General features: G+C 74.5%; 15 protein-coding genes. 9 read left to right on the top strand and 6 right to left on the bottom strand.

Annotation, left to right across the window (positions count from 1 at the left end):
* Positions 1–71 precede the first annotated feature (71 nt).
* From UWG_RS0112540 to UWG_RS0112530, 3 genes are all read right to left on the bottom strand, one after another.
* Positions 72–299, bottom strand: a complete 228-nt coding sequence (locus UWG_RS0112540; RefSeq protein WP_016907560.1) for a DUF3107 domain-containing protein — start codon at positions 297–299, stop codon at positions 72–74.
* A gap of 182 nt (positions 300–481) precedes the next feature.
* Complete coding sequence (locus UWG_RS0112535) at positions 482–1,105, bottom strand: TetR family transcriptional regulator (RefSeq protein WP_029391389.1); 624 nt, start codon at positions 1,103–1,105, stop codon at positions 482–484.
* Between the two features lie 176 nt (positions 1,106–1,281).
* Positions 1,282–1,509 (bottom strand): hypothetical protein, encoded by a 228-nt coding sequence (locus UWG_RS0112530; protein WP_016907558.1) that lies wholly within the window; start codon positions 1,507–1,509, stop codon positions 1,282–1,284.
* 150 nt (positions 1,510–1,659) lie between these two features.
* On the opposite strand from UWG_RS0112530, the gene UWG_RS0112525 reads away from it, so the two are divergent.
* The 5 genes from UWG_RS0112525 to UWG_RS0112505 all read left to right on the top strand — a co-directional run bounded on the left by UWG_RS0112525 (position 1,660) and on the right by UWG_RS0112505 (position 8,606).
* Entirely contained in the window at positions 1,660–2,694 is a 1,035-nt protein-coding gene (locus UWG_RS0112525) for an alpha/beta fold hydrolase (RefSeq protein WP_016907557.1), read from the top strand.
* Positions 2,694–4,103, top strand: coding sequence for a DUF3152 domain-containing protein (locus UWG_RS0112520; protein WP_016907556.1), 1,410 nt, complete (start codon positions 2,694–2,696; stop codon positions 4,101–4,103). The genes UWG_RS0112525 and UWG_RS0112520 overlap by 1 nt, the downstream gene beginning before the upstream one ends.
* 159 nt (positions 4,104–4,262) lie before the next feature.
* The gene (locus UWG_RS0112515; RefSeq protein ID WP_016907555.1) at positions 4,263–6,056 is read left to right on the top strand and encodes a DUF3492 domain-containing protein; all 1,794 of its coding nucleotides are present in this window, start codon (positions 4,263–4,265) and stop codon (positions 6,054–6,056) included.
* Positions 6,053–7,429, top strand: coding sequence for a hypothetical protein (locus UWG_RS0112510; RefSeq protein ID WP_016907554.1), 1,377 nt, complete (start codon positions 6,053–6,055; stop codon positions 7,427–7,429). Before UWG_RS0112515 ends, UWG_RS0112510 begins: the two co-directional genes overlap by 4 nt.
* 196 nt (positions 7,430–7,625) lie before the next feature.
* Positions 7,626–8,606 carry an NAD-dependent epimerase/dehydratase family protein gene (locus UWG_RS0112505; protein ID WP_016907553.1) on the top strand — a complete coding sequence of 327 codons (981 nt, stop codon included), beginning with the start codon at positions 7,626–7,628 and terminating at the stop codon, positions 8,604–8,606.
* Positions 8,607–8,969: 363 nt separating this feature from the next.
* Here the strand turns inward: UWG_RS0112505 and UWG_RS29930 are convergent, their stop codons facing one another.
* A complete protein-coding gene (locus UWG_RS29930; RefSeq protein WP_016907552.1) occupies positions 8,970–9,407 on the bottom strand; it encodes a cytidine deaminase in 438 nt (145 codons plus the stop codon).
* Positions 9,408–9,805: 398 nt separating this feature from the next.
* Between UWG_RS29930 and moeZ the strand changes: the two genes are divergently transcribed.
* On the top strand, positions 9,806–10,984 hold the full coding sequence (gene moeZ, locus UWG_RS0112495; RefSeq protein ID WP_029391387.1) for an adenylyltransferase/sulfurtransferase MoeZ: 1,179 nt from the start codon (positions 9,806–9,808) through the stop codon (positions 10,982–10,984).
* Between the two features lie 54 nt (positions 10,985–11,038).
* Here moeZ and UWG_RS0112490 read toward each other — a convergent pair whose 3' ends face one another.
* Both UWG_RS0112490 and UWG_RS0112485 read right to left on the bottom strand, forming a co-directional pair.
* Positions 11,039–12,688, bottom strand: a complete 1,650-nt coding sequence (locus UWG_RS0112490; protein WP_016907550.1) for an alpha/beta hydrolase — start codon at positions 12,686–12,688, stop codon at positions 11,039–11,041.
* A 110-nt stretch (positions 12,689–12,798) separates the two neighbouring features.
* Entirely contained in the window at positions 12,799–15,504 is a 2,706-nt protein-coding gene (locus tag UWG_RS0112485; RefSeq protein WP_016907549.1) for a lysylphosphatidylglycerol synthase transmembrane domain-containing protein, read from the bottom strand.
* 309 nt (positions 15,505–15,813) lie between these two features.
* Here UWG_RS0112485 and UWG_RS0112480 point away from each other — a divergent pair, with 309 nt between their 5' ends.
* The 3 genes from UWG_RS0112480 to UWG_RS29925 all read left to right on the top strand — a co-directional run.
* A complete protein-coding gene (locus UWG_RS0112480) occupies positions 15,814–16,182 on the top strand; it encodes an MGMT family protein (RefSeq protein ID WP_016907548.1) in 369 nt (122 codons plus the stop codon).
* 126 nt (positions 16,183–16,308) lie between these two features.
* Positions 16,309–19,677 (top strand): ATP-dependent helicase, encoded by a 3,369-nt coding sequence (locus UWG_RS0112475; RefSeq protein WP_193386442.1) that lies wholly within the window; start codon positions 16,309–16,311, stop codon positions 19,675–19,677.
* Between the two features lie 40 nt (positions 19,678–19,717).
* Positions 19,718–20,642, top strand: a 925-nt coding sequence (locus UWG_RS29925) for a UvrD-helicase domain-containing protein (RefSeq protein ID WP_162130079.1), incomplete at its 3' end; no start/stop codon positions are given.

Below are 20,642 nucleotides of genomic sequence, written 5' to 3'. Positions count from 1 at the left end.
GGCGGCCCCGGTGAATTCCGGGGCCGCCGCCGTGGCTGCGCCTCGACGTGGGGCGCCTGCGGGCACGGTGCTCAGATGGTGCCGAAGCCGACCTTCCGGCCCGTCGGCTCGCCGAGCTCGACGTAGGCGACCCGGTCGGAAGGGACCAGGACCTTGCGGTCGTGCTCGTCGACGAGGGTGAGCACCTTGACGTCCCCCGAGAGGGCAGCGGTGACCGCGCTCTCGACCTCGTCAGCAGCCTTCTTGGTCTCGACGACGATCTCCCGCGGCGCGTGCTGCACGCCGATCTTGACCTCCACGGCTATGTCCCTCCGACTCTCTGGGGTCCCCTGGGGGCAGTGTGTGCGCGGCTGGCCGCGCCGTACGGGGCAACATTAGCCCGGTACGGCGCCGAGGTGCTGCGCGCACCCGCACGCCGGCAGCGAACACGCCCCGCTCCGACGGCGCTTGGCCGGGAGCGGGGCGCGGAGCTCCGGGCGGCCTACTGCATGGGGAATCCTGCGATGCCGCGCCACGAGAGGGAGGCGATCAGCTTCGCCGCGGCGTCGCGCGGGAGCTGCTGGCCGGCGCTGAGCCAGTACCTCGCGGTGATCTGCGCCATACCGCAGAGCCCCATCGCGAGCAGCATCGCCTGCTCCTCGGGGAGCTTGGTGTCCTCCCCGATCACCTCGCTGACGGCCTTCGCGCAGTCCTCGCTCACCTTGTCGACGCGCTCGCGCACGGCGGGCTCGTTGGTGAGGTCCGACTCGAAGACGAGGCGGAAGGCGCCGCCCTCGTCCTCGACGTACGCGAAGTAGGCGTCCATCGTGGCGAGGACGCGCTGCTTGTTGTCCGAGGTGGAGGCGAGGGCCGCGCGTACCGCGTTGAGCAGGGACTCGCAGTGCTGGTCGAGAAGGGCGAGGTAGAGGTCGAGCTTGCCGGGGAAGTGCTGGTACAGCACCGGCTTGCTGACCCCGGCGCGTTCGGCGATGTCGTCCATGGCCGCCGCGTGGTACCCGTGCGCCACGAAGACCTCCTGGGCGGCGCCCAGCAGCTGGGTGCGCCTGGCCCGTCGGGGCAGACGCGTCCCTCGCGGACGCGCCTCGGTCTGCTCCATGGCTGTCACGCGGCCTCCTTGGTCTCTGCGCGCGGGGATGCGCGCCTCGCCATCGTACTTTTGGGTAACCGAAGTGTGTGCGTCGCGAGCGGAGAATTTCCCTCCCCGCACCCTCGGGCCCCCTTCCGACCTGCCCTTTTCGGGACCATCCCGGCCGCTCTCCGTCTTGCGGGCACCTCCCCGCGCTAGCGGTACTCCTCCTCGTCGGTCTCCTCGACGACCTCCGCCTGGTCGGCCGCGTCGGCCGGGTCCGCCTCGGTCACGCCGCGCTCGGTGATCGGCTCCTGCCGCTGACGGAGCAGCTCGGCGGCCTGCTCGGCGGCGTCGGCTTCGGGCGCCTCGATGTCCATCTCCTCCTCGCTCTCGTCCTCGTAGGTGTCCTCGAAGTCCGGGTCCGTCGGATCGACAGCCATGTCACCTCCCCTTTCCAGGGCCTGCGCCCTGCACACGAGCGTAGGAGCGCCCGGCGTGATCCGCATGCCCTCCCTGCCGGCGCCGGTGGAGGGGTGCCGAGTTCGGGGAGCCGGAGAGGAGGAGGTGTGACCCTCTCGTAACATTGCCGCATGTCCTCAACCGAAGAGGCCGGGGAGACCAGCGCGCTGCCGCCTTCGGCGCCCATCCCCTCGCCGGTCACCGAGCGCGCCGCCGAGACCGTCCACACGGTCCGGCTCCCGGGGTACAGCCTGGCCGTCCGCAGGTCCCGGGCGTTCGACGGGAAGCTGCCGCCCGCGCTCCTCGTGCACGGGCTCGGCGGTTCGTCGCTCAACTGGTCCGCGCTGCTGGGCGAGGTCTCGGGCACCGTCGCGGGCGAGGCGGTCGACCTCCCCGGGTTCGGTTCCTCGCCGCCGCCCGACGACGGCGACTACTCGGTCTCCGGCCACGCCCGGTCGCTCGTCCGGTACCTCGACTCCGCGGAGCGGCCGGCGCGCGGTCCCGTCCATCTCGTCGGCAACTCCCTCGGCGGCGCCGTCGCCACGAGGGTCGCCGCGCTCCGGCCCGACCTGGTGCGCAGCCTGACGCTGATATCGCCCGCGCTGCCGGAGATCCCGCCGCAGCGCAGCGCCCTGCCGACGGCGCTGCTCGCGGTGCCGGGCGTCGCGCGGATCTTCGCCCGTCTCTCGCGGGACTGGACGCCGGAGCGCCGGGTCGGCAACGTCCTCGCGCTCTGCTACGGCGACCCGTCGCGCGTGGACGCGAGGGCGTTCGGCGCCGCGGTCGAGGAGTACCGCAGCCGGCAGCGGCTCCCCTACTTCTGGGACGCGATGGTCCGCTCGACGAGGGGGCTCGTCGACGCCTACACGCTCGGTGGGCAGCACTCGCTGTGGCGGCAGGCGGAGCGCGTGCTCGCGCCGACCCTGCTCGTCTACGGGGGCCGCGACCAGCTCGTCGGGTTCCGGATGGCGCGCCGTGCGAGCGTCGCCTTCCGCGACTCGCGGTTGCTGGAGCTCCCCGAGGCCGGGCACGTCGCCATGATGGAGTACCCGGAGGCCGTCGGCGCCGCTTTCCGCGAACTCGTCGCGGATCACGCTCGGTTGACGTCGGGTACCGCCGCCCGCGAGGCTGCGGAGTCAACGCATGTACCCCCGAAAGGTGACTAGTGGGACGCCATAGCCGCAAGGGCACGCCGCAGTCGGGCGCCGGGCAGCAGTCCCGGGCGTCCGAGGAGACCGCGGCCGGCGCCCCGCACCCCAGAGCACCTGAGACCTACGGCGGCCCCGTCTCCGGCACCCCGCCCCACGGGGTGCCGCGCGCCGCGGTCACCCCGCCCGCCGGCACGCCGCGGGTCGCGCCCCCCGGCGCGCCCACGCCGCCCGCCGGCGTGCCCCGAGTGCCGGGTGCCCCGCCGCAGGGCGCCCCGGCGCACGGTTCGCCCGCCTTCGGCGCCCCGGCACAGGGGCAGGCGCGCGGCGACCACACCGAGCACGACGAGTCCGTCCCGCGCCCGCGGGTGCGCCCGTATCTCGGTGCGTCGGCGCATCACCCGCCCCAGCACGGCCCGCGGCAGGAGTACCTCGACGCCTTCGACGACCCGCAGGACGACGTCTTCGCGGCGGGGTCGCCCCGCGGCGTGCAGCGGGGCGCACCGCCCAGGGCGCCGCAGTCCCCGCGTACGCCGACACCGAGGCACGAGCCCGAGCCGTCCGCCGAGGGCGCGGAGCCGCCGGCGCCGCTCGCACCGATCGCGCCGCCGCCCCGACGGGGCTCCCGCGGGCGGACGATCACCGGCATCGCGGCGGCCGCCGTGACGACGGTCCTCGCCGTCACCGTCGCGGGCCAGGTCTCCGACGACGCCTCCGGGAGCGACAAGGGCGACGCGGGCGTGGGGCAGCGCAGCGACGAGACGGTCGACGGAGCCTCGCGTTCGGGCGCCGAACGAGCCGACGACACCAAGGGAGCCGCTCCCGCGACGTACGCGGAGAAGATGGCGGCTCCCATGCCCCTGGCGGCCGACTTCGCCGGTTCGGGCAGCTTCCGCACGGTCGGCGGCCACGACAAGGGGCCCGGCGGTGCCAACGTCGTGCGGTACCGGGTGGACGTCGAGAAGGGGCTGCCGCTGGACACGGACCTCTTCACCGAGGCGGTCCACAAGACCCTCAACGACGACCGGAGTTGGGCGCACGGCGGCGAGCGCAGCTTCGAGCGGGTCTCCTCGGAGCGTGCCGACTTCGTGATCAGCCTCGCCAGCCCGCGCACGACCGACGTGTGGTGCGCCAAGTCCGGGCTCGACACCAGCGAGCAGAAGGTCTCGTGCGACTCGGCGGCGACCGAGCGCGTGGTGATCAACGCCTACCGCTGGGCGCAGGGTGCGAAGACCTTCGGCGACGAGCGCATCTTCGCCTACCGGCAGATGCTCATCAACCACGAGGTCGGGCACCGCCTCGGCCACGGCCACGTGGGCTGCTCCGAGCAGGGCGCGCTCGCCCCCGTGATGATGCAGCAGACGAAGTTCCTCAGCACCGGCGGCGCCACGTGCCGGCCCAACGCCTGGCCCTACCCGCGCGGCTAGGCGCACGCCAACGCCCAACCCCCGGGAAAGTCACGGGGGTTCACCCCTTCCGGTGGTGCGGCGGACAACCGTCCACCGCCTTCTCCCGCCGCGCATAGCGTCTTCGCCGTCACGCCACTGGTGCCTTCGGCGCGGTGGCTCGCCGAGGAGAGGGACGGGGTGCCCGTGCGCGTCGCACTGCTCACCGAGGGTGGTTACCCCTACGTGCAGGGTGAGGTCGCCGGCTGGTGCGACCGGCTGCTGCGCGGGCTGCACAGCCACGAGTTCGAGGTCTACGCGCTCAGCCGCAGCCGGCGTCAGGAGCAGGCGGGCCGGGTTCCGCTCCCGGGGAACGTCGTGGGGGTGCGCGAGGCGGGGCTGTGGGACGCGTCGGGGCGGGGGACCGAGGCGGCCGCGATGCCGTACGGGCGCAGGGTCCGGCGGTGGTTCCGCGCGGAGTTCGGGGCGCTCGCCGACGCCGTCTGCCGTCCGGTCGTCGAACTCCGGGAAGGCGCGGGGCAGTCGGGGCGAGCGGCCCCGGTGGAGGACCGTTTCAGCCGCGCCCTCCACGGCCTCGCCGCGCTCGCGGCCGAGCACGGAGGGCTCTCGGCCGCCCTCCGCTCCGAGGACGCCCTGCACGCCCTGGAGTCGGCGTGCCGTCGCGCGGGCGCGCCCCGGGTCGTGCAGTCGGCCCAGGTCCCCGATCTCCTCGCCGTGGCCGCGCGGTTGGAGCGCGCCCTGCGTCCGCTCTCCCTCGACTGGTACGGCGCCTGCGGGACAGCCGGGCTCGCCGCCGCCGACCTCGTCCACGCCGTCGGAGCAGGTCCTGCCGTCCTCCCCGGGCTGCTCGCCAAGCGGAACCTGGGCACTCCCCTCCTCCTCACCGAGTACGGCGTCCGGCTCCGCGAGCACTTCCTGCACGGCGCCGGGGACCCCGGCGTCCTCGCCGTCGCCGGTGCGCGCGCGCCCGTCCGCGCGGTGCTCGCGGCCTTCCAGCAGTTGCTCGTCCGCGAGGCGTACCGCACCGCCGACCTGATCACGCCGGGCAACGCGCACACCCGCCGCTGGCAGGAGCGGTGCGGCGCCCCGGCCGAGCGGCTGCGCACCGTCCACCCGGGCATGGACGCCTCGCCGTACGCGGAGCTCGGCGAAGCCGCGGACGTGAGGCCCGGGCAGGCCGTGCTCACCTGGGTCGGACGGCTCGCTCCCGCGAAGGACGTCGTCACCCTCCTCCATGCGCTCGTCCGCGTCCGGGAGCGCGTGCCGGGTGCCCGTCTGCGGATCGTCGCCGACCACGGCTCCGACGCGGGGTACGCGGCGCACTGCCGCGCCGTGGCGGCAGGGCTCTTCCCCGACGAGGCGCCGGGCGCCTCCGGCGAGGGCCGCAACCCGGTCTCCTTCGAGGGGGCGCTGCCGGGGCCAGGTTGCCGAGCGGCGCGACTCGCCTCGCGCGCCGATGCGTTCGCGGGCGAAGGGCCCGTGGTGCTCTCCAGCGTCGTCGAGGGGTTTCCCGTGCCGCTGGTGGAGGCGATGTTCTGCGCGCGTGCGACGGTCGCGACGGACGTGGGGGCCGTCTGCGAAGTCGTCGGCGGCACGGGGCTCGTGGTCCCGCCGCGCAACCCGGCCGCGCTCGCGGACGCCTGTGCCTCGCTGCTCCTCGACCCGCAGCGGCGTGCGCGGCTCGGCGCCGCCGCGCGGGCGAGAGCGCTGGAGCTGTTCACCGTCGAGCAGAACGTCGAGGCGTTCCGCGGCATCTACCTGGAGCTGATCTCGCGGCGTTCGGGCGGGCCGCCGCGGGCCCGCGCCGCGAGGCCGTTCGCCGTCACCGCCGAGACGCACCTGTGCGCGTACGGCGAGGAGGGCCAGGGCAACGCCCCACCGCAGGTGCCGACCTGGGCGCGCGGCGGTCGAGCCGCCTCGCCCGTGCCCGTCGGCACGGTGCGTGCCGCACGTCGTGGAGGGGGGCGCGGATGAGGCCGCACGGAGAACCCGAGAGAGGAGCCGCCGGCCTGGCTGCCTCGTCGGCGGACGCGCGGCAGCAGTCGGCTGCGTACGAGCGGCGCCGCTCGGAGGAGGGCCGTCTCCGCCGGACTTCCGGATGGGAGGAGGGAGCCGAGCCCCCGGTCGAGGGCGTGGAGTTGCTCGCCGACGTCGGCGTCAGCGCGTCCGGGCCGCGGGACGGCGGCGAGCCGCGGCGGAGGACGCCGATCACGGCGGCATCACCCGCACGGCAGGCGAGCGATACCCGCTCCGCCGACCCCGTCCGCCGCCTGCTGGAGCGCCACCGCGCCCTGTGCGAGCGGGCGGTGGACCCGTTGGAGATCGCGGCCGGCCTGGAGGCGCTCGGCCTCACCGACCGTACGGCCGCACGCTTCCGCCACCGCGACGTCTTCTCGCTCGCCGAGGAGCTCTTCGCGCGCGCAGCGCACCCGGACGAGCCCCCGGCAGCCGCGCCGGGGACGCGCGTACCGCGCGTGCGTGCACTCGCCGAGGCCGCGGTGCCGCTGCTGCCGGCGCTGTTCTGCCTGCTGACGGTGGCGGCGCTGCTGCTCACGGCCGACGCGCGCCGTCTGCCGGGACCGCATCCGGCGGGCGCGGTGATCGCGGGCGCCGGTGCCGTCGCCGTCCTCGTGGCGCTGCGGATCGCACTGCGCCGGGTGGCGCCGAGCAAGGGTGCGCTGCTCGCCTGCGGCTGGCTGCTGACGTACGCGCTCTTCGGAGACCAGGCGTTGGAGGAGGTCCTCGGCGGCGGGCCCGACCTGCCGCCCGGACCGCTCGCCGCACCCGACCCGAGCGTTCCGCTGGGGCTGGCGCTCGCCGTGGCGCCCGCGGTGTGGTGCGCCCGCTGGTTCGCGCGCGCCGCCCGGAGGCGGCTCGCCGACAGCCGGAACCTCGGCGAACTCGCCTCCCGGGTGCGGCCGTTGGTGCTCCTGGTGGTGGCGGTCTTCGCCGGCTCGCTCTTCGTGGTGGAGGCCGTCACCGTGCTCTCGCTGCTTCCGCTTCCGGGGTACGCGCACCCTCCCGGCGAGTGGGCGCAGGCGGCTGCGGCCGCGCTCGCCGTGCTGCTCTTCCTCGTACTCCTCCTCGCCGTGCGGGGTCTGCACTCCGCCGCCGTCGCGGGTCTGGGTGCCGCGGCCGCGGTCGAACTCCTCTGCCTCGGCGCGGTGTTGGCGGCGAGGGTGCCGTCGCTCGCGCCCGTCGGCCGCCCGGTGGAGGTCGCCGTGGCAGCCGTGGGGCCGCCCGTCGTCCCGCTGCTGGCGTGCGGCGGGGCCGCGCTGGTGCTGCTCGTCCACGCGGCCAGGGCGCTCGCCCGCGCTTCGGCGCACCGGTGCGGGGCGGCCCCGTGATCCGGCCGCGCGCCGGGGACGGGCCGCGCAGCCGCACCGGACGTCCGCCGTGCCCCGCGGCGTCCACGAGGGGGGCGCGGCAGTGTCCCCTCCACGCCCCGCGCTCGCGCCGCGCGGGTGCGACGAACGACAAGGAGCAGCAAGTGACCCAAGCGCAGGCAAGCCACCGCGCACCGAACCCGAAGGAGTCCACACGATGAGAGTGCTGCTGCTGGGAGCCAGCGGTTACCTCGGACGCTTCGTCGGAGACCGCCTCCTCGCCGACCCTGCCGTGCAGCTCACCGCGCTGGGCCGGAGCGACGACGCGGACGTCCGCTTCGACCTGTCCACGGGGAGCCCGGGGGCGCTCACCCGCTTCCTCGACGCGGTGCACCCGGGCGTCGTGATCAACTGCGCCGGCGCCACACGCGGCGGCGGGCGCGAGCTGATCCGGCACAACGTCGTCTCGACGGCGACGGTCTGCGAGTCGCTGCGCCGCAGCGGCTGCGGCGCCCGGCTCGTCCACGTCGGCTGCGCCTCCGAGTACGGCCCTTCCCAACCGGGCTCGTCGACGGGCGAGGATTCGGTGCCGCGCCCCGGCGGCCCGTACGGCGTCAGCAAGCTCGCGGCGACGGAGCTCGTCCTCGCCTCCGGGCTCGACGCGGTGGTGCTCCGCGTCTTCTCGCCCGTCGGTCCGGGGACGCCCGCGGGTGCCCCGCTGGGTCGTCTCGCCGAGGCGATGCGCCGCACGATGCAGCACGGGGACGCCGAGCTGCGGATGCACGGGCTCGGTGCGCAGCGGGACTTCGTCGACGTGCGGGACGTGGCCCGCGCCGTGCACGCCGCCTCGCTCTCGGCGGCCCAGGGCGTGATCAACATCGGGACGGGGCGTGCGGTCCGTCTGCGGGACGCCACCTCGCTGCTGGCACGGGTCGCGGGATTCACGGGGCAGGTCCACGAGTCGGGCGCGCCCCACCCCGGCCCCGTGCGGGAGCCGGGCGTCGCACAACTGCCGGGGCAGCAGGGCGGGCCGCGGGACGGGCAGGTCTCGCCCGCCTCGTACCCGTATCCGGACGGCTGCGGCGGTTGGCAGCAGGCCGACATCCGGACGGCACGCGACCGGCTCGGCTGGCGGCCGCGCATCGGCCTGGAGGAATCGCTCGCCGACATCTGGATGGAGGCTGCGTGCCGCATCTGACGGGCGGCGCCGCGCGTCCTCGTCGCCCGGCGCGGTCGCGTTACGGGGCATTCGTGCCGGGCACCCGGGGCGGTGTGCCGGACCGGCGCGCGTCCGCCGCTCGCGTCCGCGGCCCGGGGTGAGTTGGCGCGCCTCGGGCCGCCCGTGCGCGGGCGGCTTTCGGGTGCGTCGTGTCCGGAGGGTGGCCGGGCGGCCGCCGGGAGTCGGAGTGCGCCGCCGCCGTGCTCCGGCTCCGGTGGCGTCGAGCCGCTCCGGCGTCTCGGCATGCGGAACGGTGCGCGGACGGCGTTCCGCCTATGGCTCGGGACGCGACCTACCGGACCCCCTGAACGTCCGACTCGGTCACGGCCGGAAGGGCTGGGCTCAGGCGGTCCATCCCCGTGCTGTCTCGTCAGGGAAGACAGTCATCCAATAATCGGGAAGCATGTGCTTGAGGGGCTTCCACACGACGGTGGTCGGATCCTGCCGGTCGGCGACGGCGACCAGAACGCCGGGACCGTGGACCGCCAGTCTTTCCCGGCAGACGCCGCACGGGCTGAGGACGACGGTGCGCCCTCCCGACTCGCGGTGGAGGCAGACGGAGGCGACGATGCGCTGGGCCAAGCGGTATGCAGCGCAGTACGGCTCGGTCTCGTGGCATACCTCGACTGACGGGTTGAAAGCATCCGGCGCAGTGCCGGTGAGGACGGTGCCGTCCTTGAGGAGCATGGCTGCGGCGCCGTTCTCGCCGTCCTCCGGAAAGCGCGTGTCGATCAGGGCCTTGCAGGCGGCGACGGTGGAAGCGAGGGCGGTCCGATCCATGGGCGCAGGTTAGCCTCCGGACGAGCCGGAGCGAGCGGCCGGAAAGCCGGACGGCCCCCAGCCGCTTCCCCCGACTCTCCGCCCTTCTGCCTCGCGGGGCGGCCGCACGTCGTCCTCGCCGGCTCCTGGCGGGGAGGTCATCCGCCGGACCGCCGCAGCCGCCGAAGGCGCGGCGCTCGGCGCACCTGCGGTGCGGTCCGCCGCGCCGACCGCACCGCGGACCGCGGCCGGAACCCCGGCGCGGCCTGCCCGGTTGCTGGGACGAACTCGTCTCGCGGCTCGGACCTGCTGTCTCGGAATGAGCAGGCCCGTGGCAGTGTTACGAGAGGACCGACCCCGCCCCGGTGGGGGAGGAACCCGTACGTACGTCCCAGACCAACACCCTTGTTGAGGTATCCGTGTCACTGCCACCCCTGGTTGAGCCAGCTGACGAGCTCACCGTCGACGAGGTCCGCAGATACTCCCGCCACCTGATCATCCCGGATGTCGGGATGGCGGGGCAGAAGCGGCTGAAGAACGCGAAGGTGCTCTGCGTCGGCGCAGGGGGGCTCGGCTCCCCGACGCTGATGTACCTCGCCGCGGCGGGGGTGGGCACCCTCGGCATCATCGAGTTCGACGAGGTCGACGAGTCCAACCTCCAGCGCCAGATCATCCACAGCCAGGCGGACATCGGGCGCTCCAAGGCCGAGTCCGCCAAGGACACGGTGCTCGGGATCAACCCGTACACCACGGTCAACCTCCACGAGGAGCGCCTGGACTCCTCCAACGTGATGGAGATCTTCGAGCCGTACGACCTCGTCGTCGACGGCACGGACAACTTCGCCACGCGCTACCTCGTCAACGACGCCTGCGTGCTGCTGAACATGCCGTACGTCTGGGGCTCGATCTACCGCTTCGACGGCCAGGCGTCGGTCTTCTGGAGCGAGCACGGCCCGTGCTACCGCTGCCTCTACCCGGAGCCCCCGCCGCCCGGCATGGTTCCCAGCTGCGCGGAGGGCGGCGTCCTCGGTGTGCTGTGCGCCTCCGTCGGCTCGATCCAGGCCACCGAGGCGATCAAGCTCCTCGCCGGCGCGGGCGACCCGCTCGTCGGCCGCCTGATGATCTACGACGCGCTGGAGATGGAGTACCGCCAGGTCAAGGTCCGCAAGGACCCCGACTGCGCGATCTGCGGCGAGAACCCGACGGTCACCGAGCTCATCGACTACGAGGCGTTCTGCGGCGTCGTCTCCGACGAGGCGCAGGAGGCGGCCGCGGGCGCCACCATCACTCCGAAGCAGCTCAAGGAGTGGATGGACGAGGGCGAGCAGATCGACGTCATCGACGTCCGCGAGCCCAACGAGTACGAGATCGTCTCGATCCCCGGTGCCCGTCTGATCCCGAAGAACGAGTTCCTCATGGGCAGTGCGCTCCAGGAGCTCCCGCAGGACAAGCGCATCGTGCTGCACTGCAAGACGGGCGTCCGCTCCGCCGAGGTCCTCGCCGTCCTCAAGGACGCGGGCTTCTCGGACGCGGTCCACGTCGGCGGCGGCGTCATCGGCTGGGTCAACCAGATCGAACCGGAGAAGCCGGTCTACTGAGCGGTCCGAAAAGGGGCCCGCACCCCGGTGCGGGCCCCTTTGCCGTGGGCGGGTTCAGTCGCAGCTCGTCCCGTCCTTCGGCGTCCTCCCGTCGAGCAGGTAGCCGTTGACCGCCTTCTCGACGCAGCCGGGGCCGCCGTCCTCCCCGTCGCCCTGACCGGCGGTGGAGCCGTAGGCGCCGTGGCCCTCGCCCTCGTAGGTGAGCAGGACGCCGACGTCCTCGCCGAGTTCGCGTTTCATGTTGCGGGCCCCTGCGTCGGGCGTCGCGGGGTCGCCCGTGGTGCTGGCGAGGAGGATCGGCGCCGAGCCCTTCGCCTCGACGTCGGTCGTCTTCGACTTCCCGCGGGCCGGCCAGTCGTGGCAGTGCGAGAGCGCCCAGGCCGAGGAGGGGCCGAAGATCGGGGACGCCTCGGTGAAGTCGGGGAGCAGCTTCGCGATCGACGCCCGGCTGTAGCGCTGTTTCTCGTCGGCGCAGCTCACGGCGGTGAGGGAGGACTGCAAGGTGCTGTAACTGCCGTTCTGGTTGCGACCGTTGAGCAGGTCGGCGAGGAAGAGCAGGATGCTGCCGTCCTTGTCGTCGATCGCCTGCGTGAGGCCCTCGGTGAGGGAGCCCCACAGCTCCTTGGAGTAGAGCGCCTGCGCGATCCCGTTGGCGGCCTGCGCCTCGGTGAGCTTCCGCCCGTCCTGCGTCGGCAGCGGGTCGGAGTCGAGCCGGGTGAGCAGCTCCTCGATCCGCTTGCGGCCCTTCCGCGGGTCGTCGCCGACGGGGCAGTCCTGTTGCGAGGCGCAGCTCTCCAGGTAGTTGCCGAGGGCGAGTTCGAACCCCTTCGCCTGGCTGAGGGCGCCGCGCTCCGGCGTCGTCGTCGGGTCGACGATGCCGTCGAAGAAGGCGCGTCCCACCTTCTCGGGGAACAGGTGCGCGTAGACGCCGCCGAGCTCGGTGCCGTACGAGACGCCGAAGTAGTGGAGCCTGTCGTCACCGAGTACCTGCCGCATCAAGTCCATGTCGCGGGCGGTGTTCTCGGTGGTCAGGTGGGGGAGCAGGTCGCCCGCGCGTTTCTCGCAGCCCTCGGCGAACTGCCGCTGGCGGGCGAGGAGTCCGCTCTCCTCGCGCCTGGTGTCGGGGGTCCAGTCGGCCGCGAAGTAGCGGTCGAGCTCCTCGGCGCCGAGGCAGTTGACGCCCTTGCTCCGGCCGACGCCGCGCGGGTCGAAGCTGACGAGGTCGTACCGGCCGCGCAGCTTCTCGTAGTCCTGCGCCGCGTTGGGGAGCGTGGCGACGCCGGAGTCGCCCGGGCCGCCGAAGTTGAAGAGGAGCGAGCCGATCCGGTCGCCGTCGCTCCGTTTCCCGCGGGCCTTCTTGGCCTTGATCATCTCGATGCCGAGCGTCTTGCCCTCCGGCTTCGAGTAGTCGACCGGGGCCTTGAGGGTCGCGCACTCCCAGCGGGTGCCGTCGGGCAGCCGGGACGGCGCCTCGCCCGTCGTGCCCTGCTTGTCGCTCGGCGCAGGACACGGCGACCAGTCGAGACGCTGCCCGGTGAGCGAGGACGGCAGGTCGGCGGACGGGCTCGCCGTCCCGGCGACTGCGATCCGCCCGCTCGCCTGCATACCGCCGGGGGGCGCCGCGCAACCCCCTGCGAGTGCGGCCACCGCGAGCGCGGCGGTGGCGAGGCCACCGCGTCGTGCTGCGGAGACGTGGATAGGCATCGGACGTCCTCCCACCGGTGGGCGATGCGGCTCTGCGGGCTCGCTTCATCGTCCGGGCACACCGGCGCGGGCGGCGCGCTGCGCGGTGCGTACGGGTGGCGACGGGGCGCCTAGAGCGCACCCTTCCGGGTGAGCTGCGTGAAGCTCAGCCAGCCGGGGAGGACCGGCAGCCACAGCGTCATCAGCCGGAAGAGCAGCACCGCGGGCGTCGCCACCTCCTTCGGTACGCCGAAGGCGATCAGCGCCGCGATCAGCGCGGCCTCGACGGCGCCGAGTCCGCCCGGCGTCGGTGCGGCGGAGCCGAGCGCGTTGGCCGTGAGGAAGACGACGGCGAGGTTGGCGTAGCTCGTCTCGTGGCCGAAGGCGCGGATGCAGGCGTCGAGGCACATCACGAAGGCGAGGGTGAGCAGCAGCATCCCGAGCACGCCGGAGAGGAGCTTCTGCGGACGCTGCACCACGTCGAGCATGCGCGGGACGACGCCCGCGAAGAGCGAGCGCACCCGCCCCGCGACGAACCTGCGGAGCGCCGGCACCGCCGCCACGACGAGCGCCAGCACCGAGGCGGTGAGCAGCCCGCCGATCACGGTGCGGGACGGCGAGAGCGTCGGGGTGTGCTCGGTGCCCGTGAGGTAGCCGAAGACGAGCAGCAGCGTGATGTGGCTGCCGAGCCCGAAGAGTTGGGACGCGCCCACGCTCGCCACCGCGTGCCCCGGGCGCACGCCCTGGCGCTGGAGGAACCGCGCGTTGAGCGCGACGCCGCCGACCGCGGCGGGCGCCACGAGCTTCACGAACGACCCCGCGACCTGTGCCGAGACGGTCCTGAGGAACGGCACCTTCTCCGGCACGAAGCCGAGCAGGGACATGGCCGCGAAGAGGTACGTCACCGAGGAGAAGGCGACCGCGCCGCCGACCCACGCCCAGTTCGCCTCCGTCACGACGGCGATCGGTACCTGCGAGAGCTGGGTGAGGAGGAAGTACGCCGCGAGCGCGCCGGCGATGAAGGTGACGAGCGTGCGCGGGCGCACGCGCTCCAGGCGCGCGGGCTCTATCGGCGCCTGCGGCCGGATCAGCAGCACCTGCTGACGGATCTGCGCCAGCAGGTCCTCCTCGCGCGCCTCCTCCAGCGCCTCGTCGAGCGCCTTCTTCTCGGCGTGCTTCTCCGCGCGCACCGAGCGCCGGTCGCCGTCGCGTTCCTTGCTGGTCCGGTTGGAGCGGGACGCCTCGATCACGGCCTCCCGCTCGCGCTGGGCCCGCTCCTTGCCGAGCCTGCGGAGCGTGTGCCGGGTGCTGCGGCTGAGCGCGATCGGCTGGAGAAGCGGGAGGCTGTCGGCGACCGCGTCCGGCCCGAGGACCTCGACCGCCGCCGCGACCGACCGCTCGGCGCCGACGCGGAAACCGAAGCTGGTGAGGAGCTGCGCCACGTCCATCCGCAGCACCAGGTCGCCCGCCGCGATCTCGCCGCCGCGCAGGTCGGTGAGGTGGACGGCGCCCGAGGTGTCGACGAGGAGCGCGTCCCCCACGAGGCGCCGGTGCGCGATCCGGCGCGACTGGAGCGCCTTCACCTGCCGCCACGCGGTGCGCATGAGTCCGTCGGAGATCTCGTCGTCGCCGAGCCGCTCCAGGGTGCGGCCCTCGATGTGCTCGTAGACGAGCATCACCGCGTCGGGTCCCAGCTCCGAAGTGGCGATGAGCCGCGGTGCGTTGGCTCCGGCCGCCGTGGCGGCGTAGGCGAGGAGCGCCTCCTGTTCGAGCGCCTGGCGCAGCGACTGGAGGCTGCGGTTCTGGGTGATGCCGCGGAGCGCCAGCCGGCGCCAGACGCGGTAGAAGAAGCCGTGCGCCTGCTGCTCCCTGTCGACGACCGTCACGTCGAGCGGAGGGCCGTCCTCCAGCGTCACCCGGTAGCGCCGGCCGCGGTCGCTCGCGTCCGGGTTCTCGGCCTCGCCCGGCTCCTCCACGCGCAGGGCGCTCACCGGGTTGAAGCCGACCCGGCGCAGCCCGGCGAGGAGCGTCTGCCCCGTGGGCCGCACGTTGGGCGTTCCGACGGCGTAGAGCGTGCCGTACGCGACGGACCAGCCGATGAGGACCGTGATGACGATCGAGAAGGCGGTGGTGTACCCGGGGATGAGCACGGCCGCCGCGTTGAGCAGGAGCACCGCCCAGAGCAGCACCCGCCACCGCGGCCTGCGCGCCATGCCGACCGCGGTCATGTACGCGATCACGGGTGCGAGGTAGCTGTGCACGGGCGTGGTCGCGTCGCCGCTGGTGATCGGCTTGGTGAGCGCCTCCTGGATGGACTCGGGCGCCGCCTGGGTCACCCACAGGTCGACGGCGAGCGAAGCGCCGTGCGCGAGGACGGCGGCGAGGACGCCGTCCGCGATCCGCAGCCCGTCGCGCTTGATGAGGCGCTCGACGGCGAAGACCACGGGGACGAGCAGCACCGCGATGCTGGAGGTCAGCCCGATCAGCCGGATGAGGAGGTCGGGCGCCTCGCGGGTGCCCTTGTCGATGTCCTGTTCGAGCCCGGCCGTCGTACCGTGCGCGAAGTTCGCGATCGTGAGGACGACCGCTATGCCGAGCACCCCGAGGACGAGCCGGAGCAGGTCGGACGGGCGGTGGACGCGGGCGGAGAGGAGCGGCTCGTCGCTCTCCACGCGGTCGGCCACCGCCTCCAGCGTCTCCTTGACGGGACCCTTGCGCGGTCCGTGCGTCCCGGTGTCCGGCTGGGGACCGTGCGGTTCCGCCCGGTCCTGCGCGCCCGTCGGAGCAGGAGCCGGCGGCTTCCCCGCGGCTCCCTGCTCCCCCGAACCCTGCTTCACCGAACCTCCGTGTGCCGGACCGCCGTCCTCCTGCGGTGGTCCGCCGGGGGACGCCCCCGTTCCCTGTGCCTCTCGATCGCGGGCAGCGCGGTGGGCGGCGGGGCTGTCCTCCTCAGGCGGGCCCTGCCGCTGCCCTGATCCCGTCCCGTCGTGGTCGCTTCTCACTCGTCACCGCCCGGAAGATGGTGGCACGGGTGGGCGAGCGAGGGGGGCAGGAGGGGGTATTCGGAGGAATGCCGCCCCTGTGCCGCCGGCTTCGCGCGGGCCCGGACCGCGGTCCGGGCACGGTTGTCGGTGGCATGCGGCAGCATGGTCCCCATGCACGGAAGTGAGGGGCGGGGCAGCGCGGGCGAACTGCCCGCGTACGCGGAGCAGGTCCTCGAGGTCGCCGAGGCGATCCCGGCCGGACGGGTGCTCACCTACGGGGACATCGCCGAGTGGCTCGGCGAGGGCGGACCACGCCAGGTGGGACGGGTGATGGCGCTCTACGGCGGCGCCGTCGCCTGGTGGCGCGTCGTGCGCGCGGACGGCGTCCTGCTCGCCGGAAGCGAACGCGAGGCGCTCGCCGCCTACCGCGCGGAGGGCACACCTTTGCGGCTGCGCACCGGCGCGGCCGAGGAGCACACACCCCGGATCGACATGCGCAGCGCGCGCTGGGAGGGCGACGTGCAGGGCTGAGGCGGAGCCCAGCGGCGCCCGCCCCCGGGCGCCCGCGCCCCCGCGCGAGCCCGCAGGCGCACCGGAGTGCGCCACGCGTGCCGAGCGGCGTAGCGTCTGCACCGTCCGGCACAGCACCCCTAGGCGATCCATGTGAGCCCCTCCACTCCTGCCGACCCGGCCTCCGCGCCTCGCCCCGGCTCCGCACCCGGCGCGTACCGGCTGGTGCGCACCGTCGCTGAGCCGGCGCGCGCCCCTGCCTTGGACGCACAGCAGCGAGCGGTGGTTGACCACCGAGAGGGCCCGCGCCTCGTCCTCGCCGGACCGGGGACGGGCAAGACCACGACACTCGTGGAGTCGGTCGTCGAGCGGATACGCGCGGGCGCCGACCCGGAGCGCCTGCTGGTGCTCACCTTCAGCCGCCGTGCGGCCGTCGAGCTGAGGGACGCGACGGCCGCGCGGCTCGCCGCCGAGCAGCAGCCGGGCCCCGCCCTGCGCCCCCCGCTCACCACCACCTTCCACTCCTACTGCTACGCGCTGGTCAGGGCGCACCAGGACGCCGCGCTCTTCGCGGAGCCGCTGCGGCTGCTCTCAGGACCCGAGCAGGACCTCCACATCCGCGAACTCCTCGCCGGCCAGCAGGAGCTCGGCGCCATCCGCTGGCCCGACGAGCTGCGCGCCTGCCTGACGACCCGCGGCTTCGCCGACGAGGTGCGCGCCGTCCTCGCCCGCAGCCGCGAACTCGGCCTGGGACCGCGGGAGCTGGCCGCCTTCGCGGAGCGCGCGGACCGCCCCGACTGGCAGGCGGCCGCCGCCTTCCTCGCCGAATACCTCGACGTCCTCGACGCGCAGGGCGTCCTCGACTACGCCGAGCTGGTGCACCGCGCCGTCCTCCTCTCCGAGCGTCCCGAGGTCGCCGCGGAACTGCGCGGTGCGTACGACGCCGTCTTCGTCGACGAGTACCAGGACACCGACCCGTCACAGGTGCGGCTGCTGCGCGCCCTCACCTGCACGGGGTCGGGGCGGACCGCGCCGGGGTCCTCGCTCGTCGCCTTCGGCGACCCGGACCAGTCGATCTACGCGTTCCGCGGCGCCGACGTCAACGGCATCCTCGACTTCCCCTCGGCGTTCCTGCGGGCCGACGGGCGGCCCGCGCCCGTCTCCGTGCTGCGTACGGGCCGCCGCTTCGGGACGCGGCTGCTGGCGGCGACCCGCGAGGTCGCCCGCCGCATGCCGCTGGGACGGCTGCCGGCCGACTCCGTGCGGGCGCACCGTGCGCTCACGGCCGCAGAGCGCCGGGAGAAGGCCGACCACCTCCGCGTCCTCACCTTCCCCACCCCGGGAGCCGAACTCGACAACATCGCCGACCTGTTGCGCCGCGCGCACCTCGAAGACGGCGTCCCCTGGCGGGAGATGGCGGTCCTCGTCCGCGCGGGCGGCCGCTCCCTGCCGTCGATGCGCCGCGCGCTCGTCTCGGCCGGAGTCCCCGTCGACGTCGAGGGGGACGACGTGCCGCTGCGCCACGAGCCCGCCGTGGCACCGCTGCTGGCGGCGCTGCGCTGGGCCGCGGAGGGGACGCCCGAGGACGCGGGGACCGAGCCCGCGCTCTCCCTGCTCTCCTCCCCGCTCGGCGGCCTCGACGCCGCGGACCTGCGCCGGCTCGGGCGCGCGCTGCGCGAGGAAGAGCGTGCGGGGGGCGCGCGCGTACCGCGTCCGTCCGACGTGCTCCTCGCGGAGGCGCTCGCGGAACCGGAGCGCCTCGGCGCGCACGGTGCGCACGAGCGCCAGGGAAAGGCGAGCGCGCCGGCGCGAGCGGCGTACCGCCTCGGCACCCTCCTCGCGCGCGCGAGCGGCCAACTCGCTGCGGGCGCAGGCCCGCAGGAGGCGCTGTGGACGCTCTGGGACGGCACGGGCTGGCCGCAGCGTCTGGAGCGCACGGCCCGCCGCGGAGGCCCGGCAGGGCGCAACGCCGACCGCGATCTCGACGCCGTCTGCACCCTCTTCGAAGTGGCCGCGAGGGCCGAGGAGCGCACCGGCGGCCGGGGCGCGCGCAACTTCCTCGAAGAGCTGGAGGCGCAGGACATAGCGGCGGACACGCTCGCCGCACGCGCCCTGCGCCCCGAGTCCGTGCGCCTGCTCACCGCGCACCGGGCCAAGGGGCTCGAGTGGCGCCTCGTCGTCGTCGCAGGGGTGCAGGAAGGGCTCTGGCCCGACCTGCGCAGGCGCGGCTCGCTGCTGGAGGCCGACCGGATAGGCCGCGACGGCATCGCCGCACCGCTCCCGCCCGGCGCCCTCCTCGCCGAGGAGCGACGCCTCTTCTACACCGCCGTGACGCGCGCACGCGAGCGGTTGGTCGTCACCGCGGTGCGCGCCGCGACGGACGACGGGGACCAGCCCTCGCGGTTCCTCGCCGAACTCGGCGAGGAACCCGTCGCCGTGCACGGCCGGCCGCGCCGCCCGCTCTCGGTCGCCGGACTCGTCGCGGAACTCCGGGCCACCACGGTCGACCCCGCGGCCTCCCCGGCGCTCCGCGAGGCGGCGGCCGCACGCCTCGCCCGGCTCGCGGCCCTCCGCGACGACGACGGCAACGCACTCGTCCCCCAGGCGCACCCGACGCGCTGGTGGGGGCTGTACGAGCCGACCCGCTCCGAGGCGCCGGTCCGCGACCCCGAGCGCCCCGTCGCGCTCTCGGGCAGCGCCCTCGACCAACTCGCCAACGTCTGCTCCCTCCAGTGGTTCCTCGGCCGCGAGGTGAAGGCCGACACCCCGTCCACCGCGGCGCAGGGCTTCGGCAACGTCGTCCACGTGCTCGCCGACGAGGTCGCCTCCGGCAGCACCCCGGCCGACCTCGACGTCCTCCTGGAGCGGCTCGACTCGGTCTGGGAGGGACTCAGCTTCGAGGCGCCGTTCCGGTCGGTGCAGGAGCGCGAGAACGCGCGCGCGGCGCTGGAGCGGTTCCTGCGCTGGCACGTCGCCGAGCGCGACGCCGGACGCGAAACCGCGGGCAGCGAGCACGAGTTCGACGTCACGCTCAAGGCGGGCGAGTACGAGGTGCGCATCCGCGGCACGATGGACCGGATCGAGCGCGACGCCTCGGGCCGCGCCTACGTCGTCGACTTCAAGACCGGCCGCGCCAAGCCCGCCTCCGCCGAGGTCGCCTCCCATCCGCAGCTCGCCGTCTACCAGTTGGCGGTGCGCGAGGGCGCCGCCGACGGCCTCCTCGACACCGCGCCACCGGAGCAGCCGCGGCCCGGCGGCGCCTCGCTCGTGCACCTCCGCCTCGGCGCCCCGGCCAAGGAGGGCGGCGACGCGCTCCCCGCCGTGCAGCACCAACCTCCGCTCGGCGAAGGGTCGGAGGGCGAGGGCACCGACGCCTGGGTCGGCGACCTCCTCGCCGAGGCCGCGGGCCGCGTGCTCGACGAGCGGTTCACGCCGAGCCCCGGACGCCACTGCGAGCACTGCGCCTTCCGCCGCGCGTGCTCGGCCCGGCCCGAGGGGCGGCAGGTGGTGGAGTAGCCGGCGCCGGTTGTCGGTGGTGCGTACTACCGTCGTGGACGTGCCTGTTCACCTCAGCGATCCCGGGCAGCTCAAGGAGCTCCTCGGCATCCCCTTCACCGCGGAGCAGTTGGCGTGCGTCGTCGCGCCGCCGTCCCCGCAGGTGATCGTCGCGGGTGCGGGCTCGGGGAAGACGACGGTGATGGCGGCCCGCGTCGTCTGGCTCGTCGGCTCCGGGCAGGTCGCGCCCGAGCAGGTGCTCGGCCTCACCTTCACCAACAAGGCGGCCGGCGAACTCTCCGAACGCGTACGCAAGGCGCTGCTCCGCGCCGGGATCGCCGAGACCGACCCGGCGGATCCGGAGGCCGCCCCCGGCGAACCGCGGATCTCCACCTACCACGCCTTCGCCGGCCGGCTCCTCACCGACCACGGCCTGCGCCTCGGCATCGAGCCCGACGTCCGCCTCCTCGCCGACGCCACCCGCTTCCAGCTCGCCGCCTCCGTCGTACGCGAGGCGCACGGTCCCTTCGAGGAGCTCACCGCCTCCGTCCCCACCCTCGTCGAGCAGCTCCTCGCGCTCGACTCCGAGCTCGCCGAGCACCTCGTGGCCCCCGGGGAGCTGCGCGCCTTCGACACCGGGCTCCTCGCCGAGCTGGAGGGCGTGCGCCTCGGCAACGAGCAGCTCCGCAAGGTTCCGCGGGCGGCCCGGGGGAGGAGGGAGCTGCTCGGCCTCGTCGCCGAGTACCGCGCGCGCAAGGAGCGCCACAACCGGCTCGACTTCGGCGACCAGGTCGCCCTCGCCGCCCGCCTCGCGAGGGACGTCCCGGAGGTCGGCCGGGCGCTGCGCGAGGAGTTCCCCGTCGTCCTCCTCGACGAGTACCAGGACACCTCCGTCGCCCAACGCGTGCTGCTCTCCGGCCTCTTCGGCGGCGGTACGGGGCACGCCGTCACCGCCGTGGGCGATCCGTGCCAGGCGATCTACGGCT

The sequence above is a fragment of the Streptomyces xiaopingdaonensis genome, assembly GCF_000262345.1.
In the GTDB taxonomy this organism is placed as follows: Bacteria; Actinomycetota; Actinomycetes; order Streptomycetales; family Streptomycetaceae; genus Streptomyces; species Streptomyces xiaopingdaonensis.
This window is presented reverse-complemented; position numbering and strand designations above follow the sequence as displayed.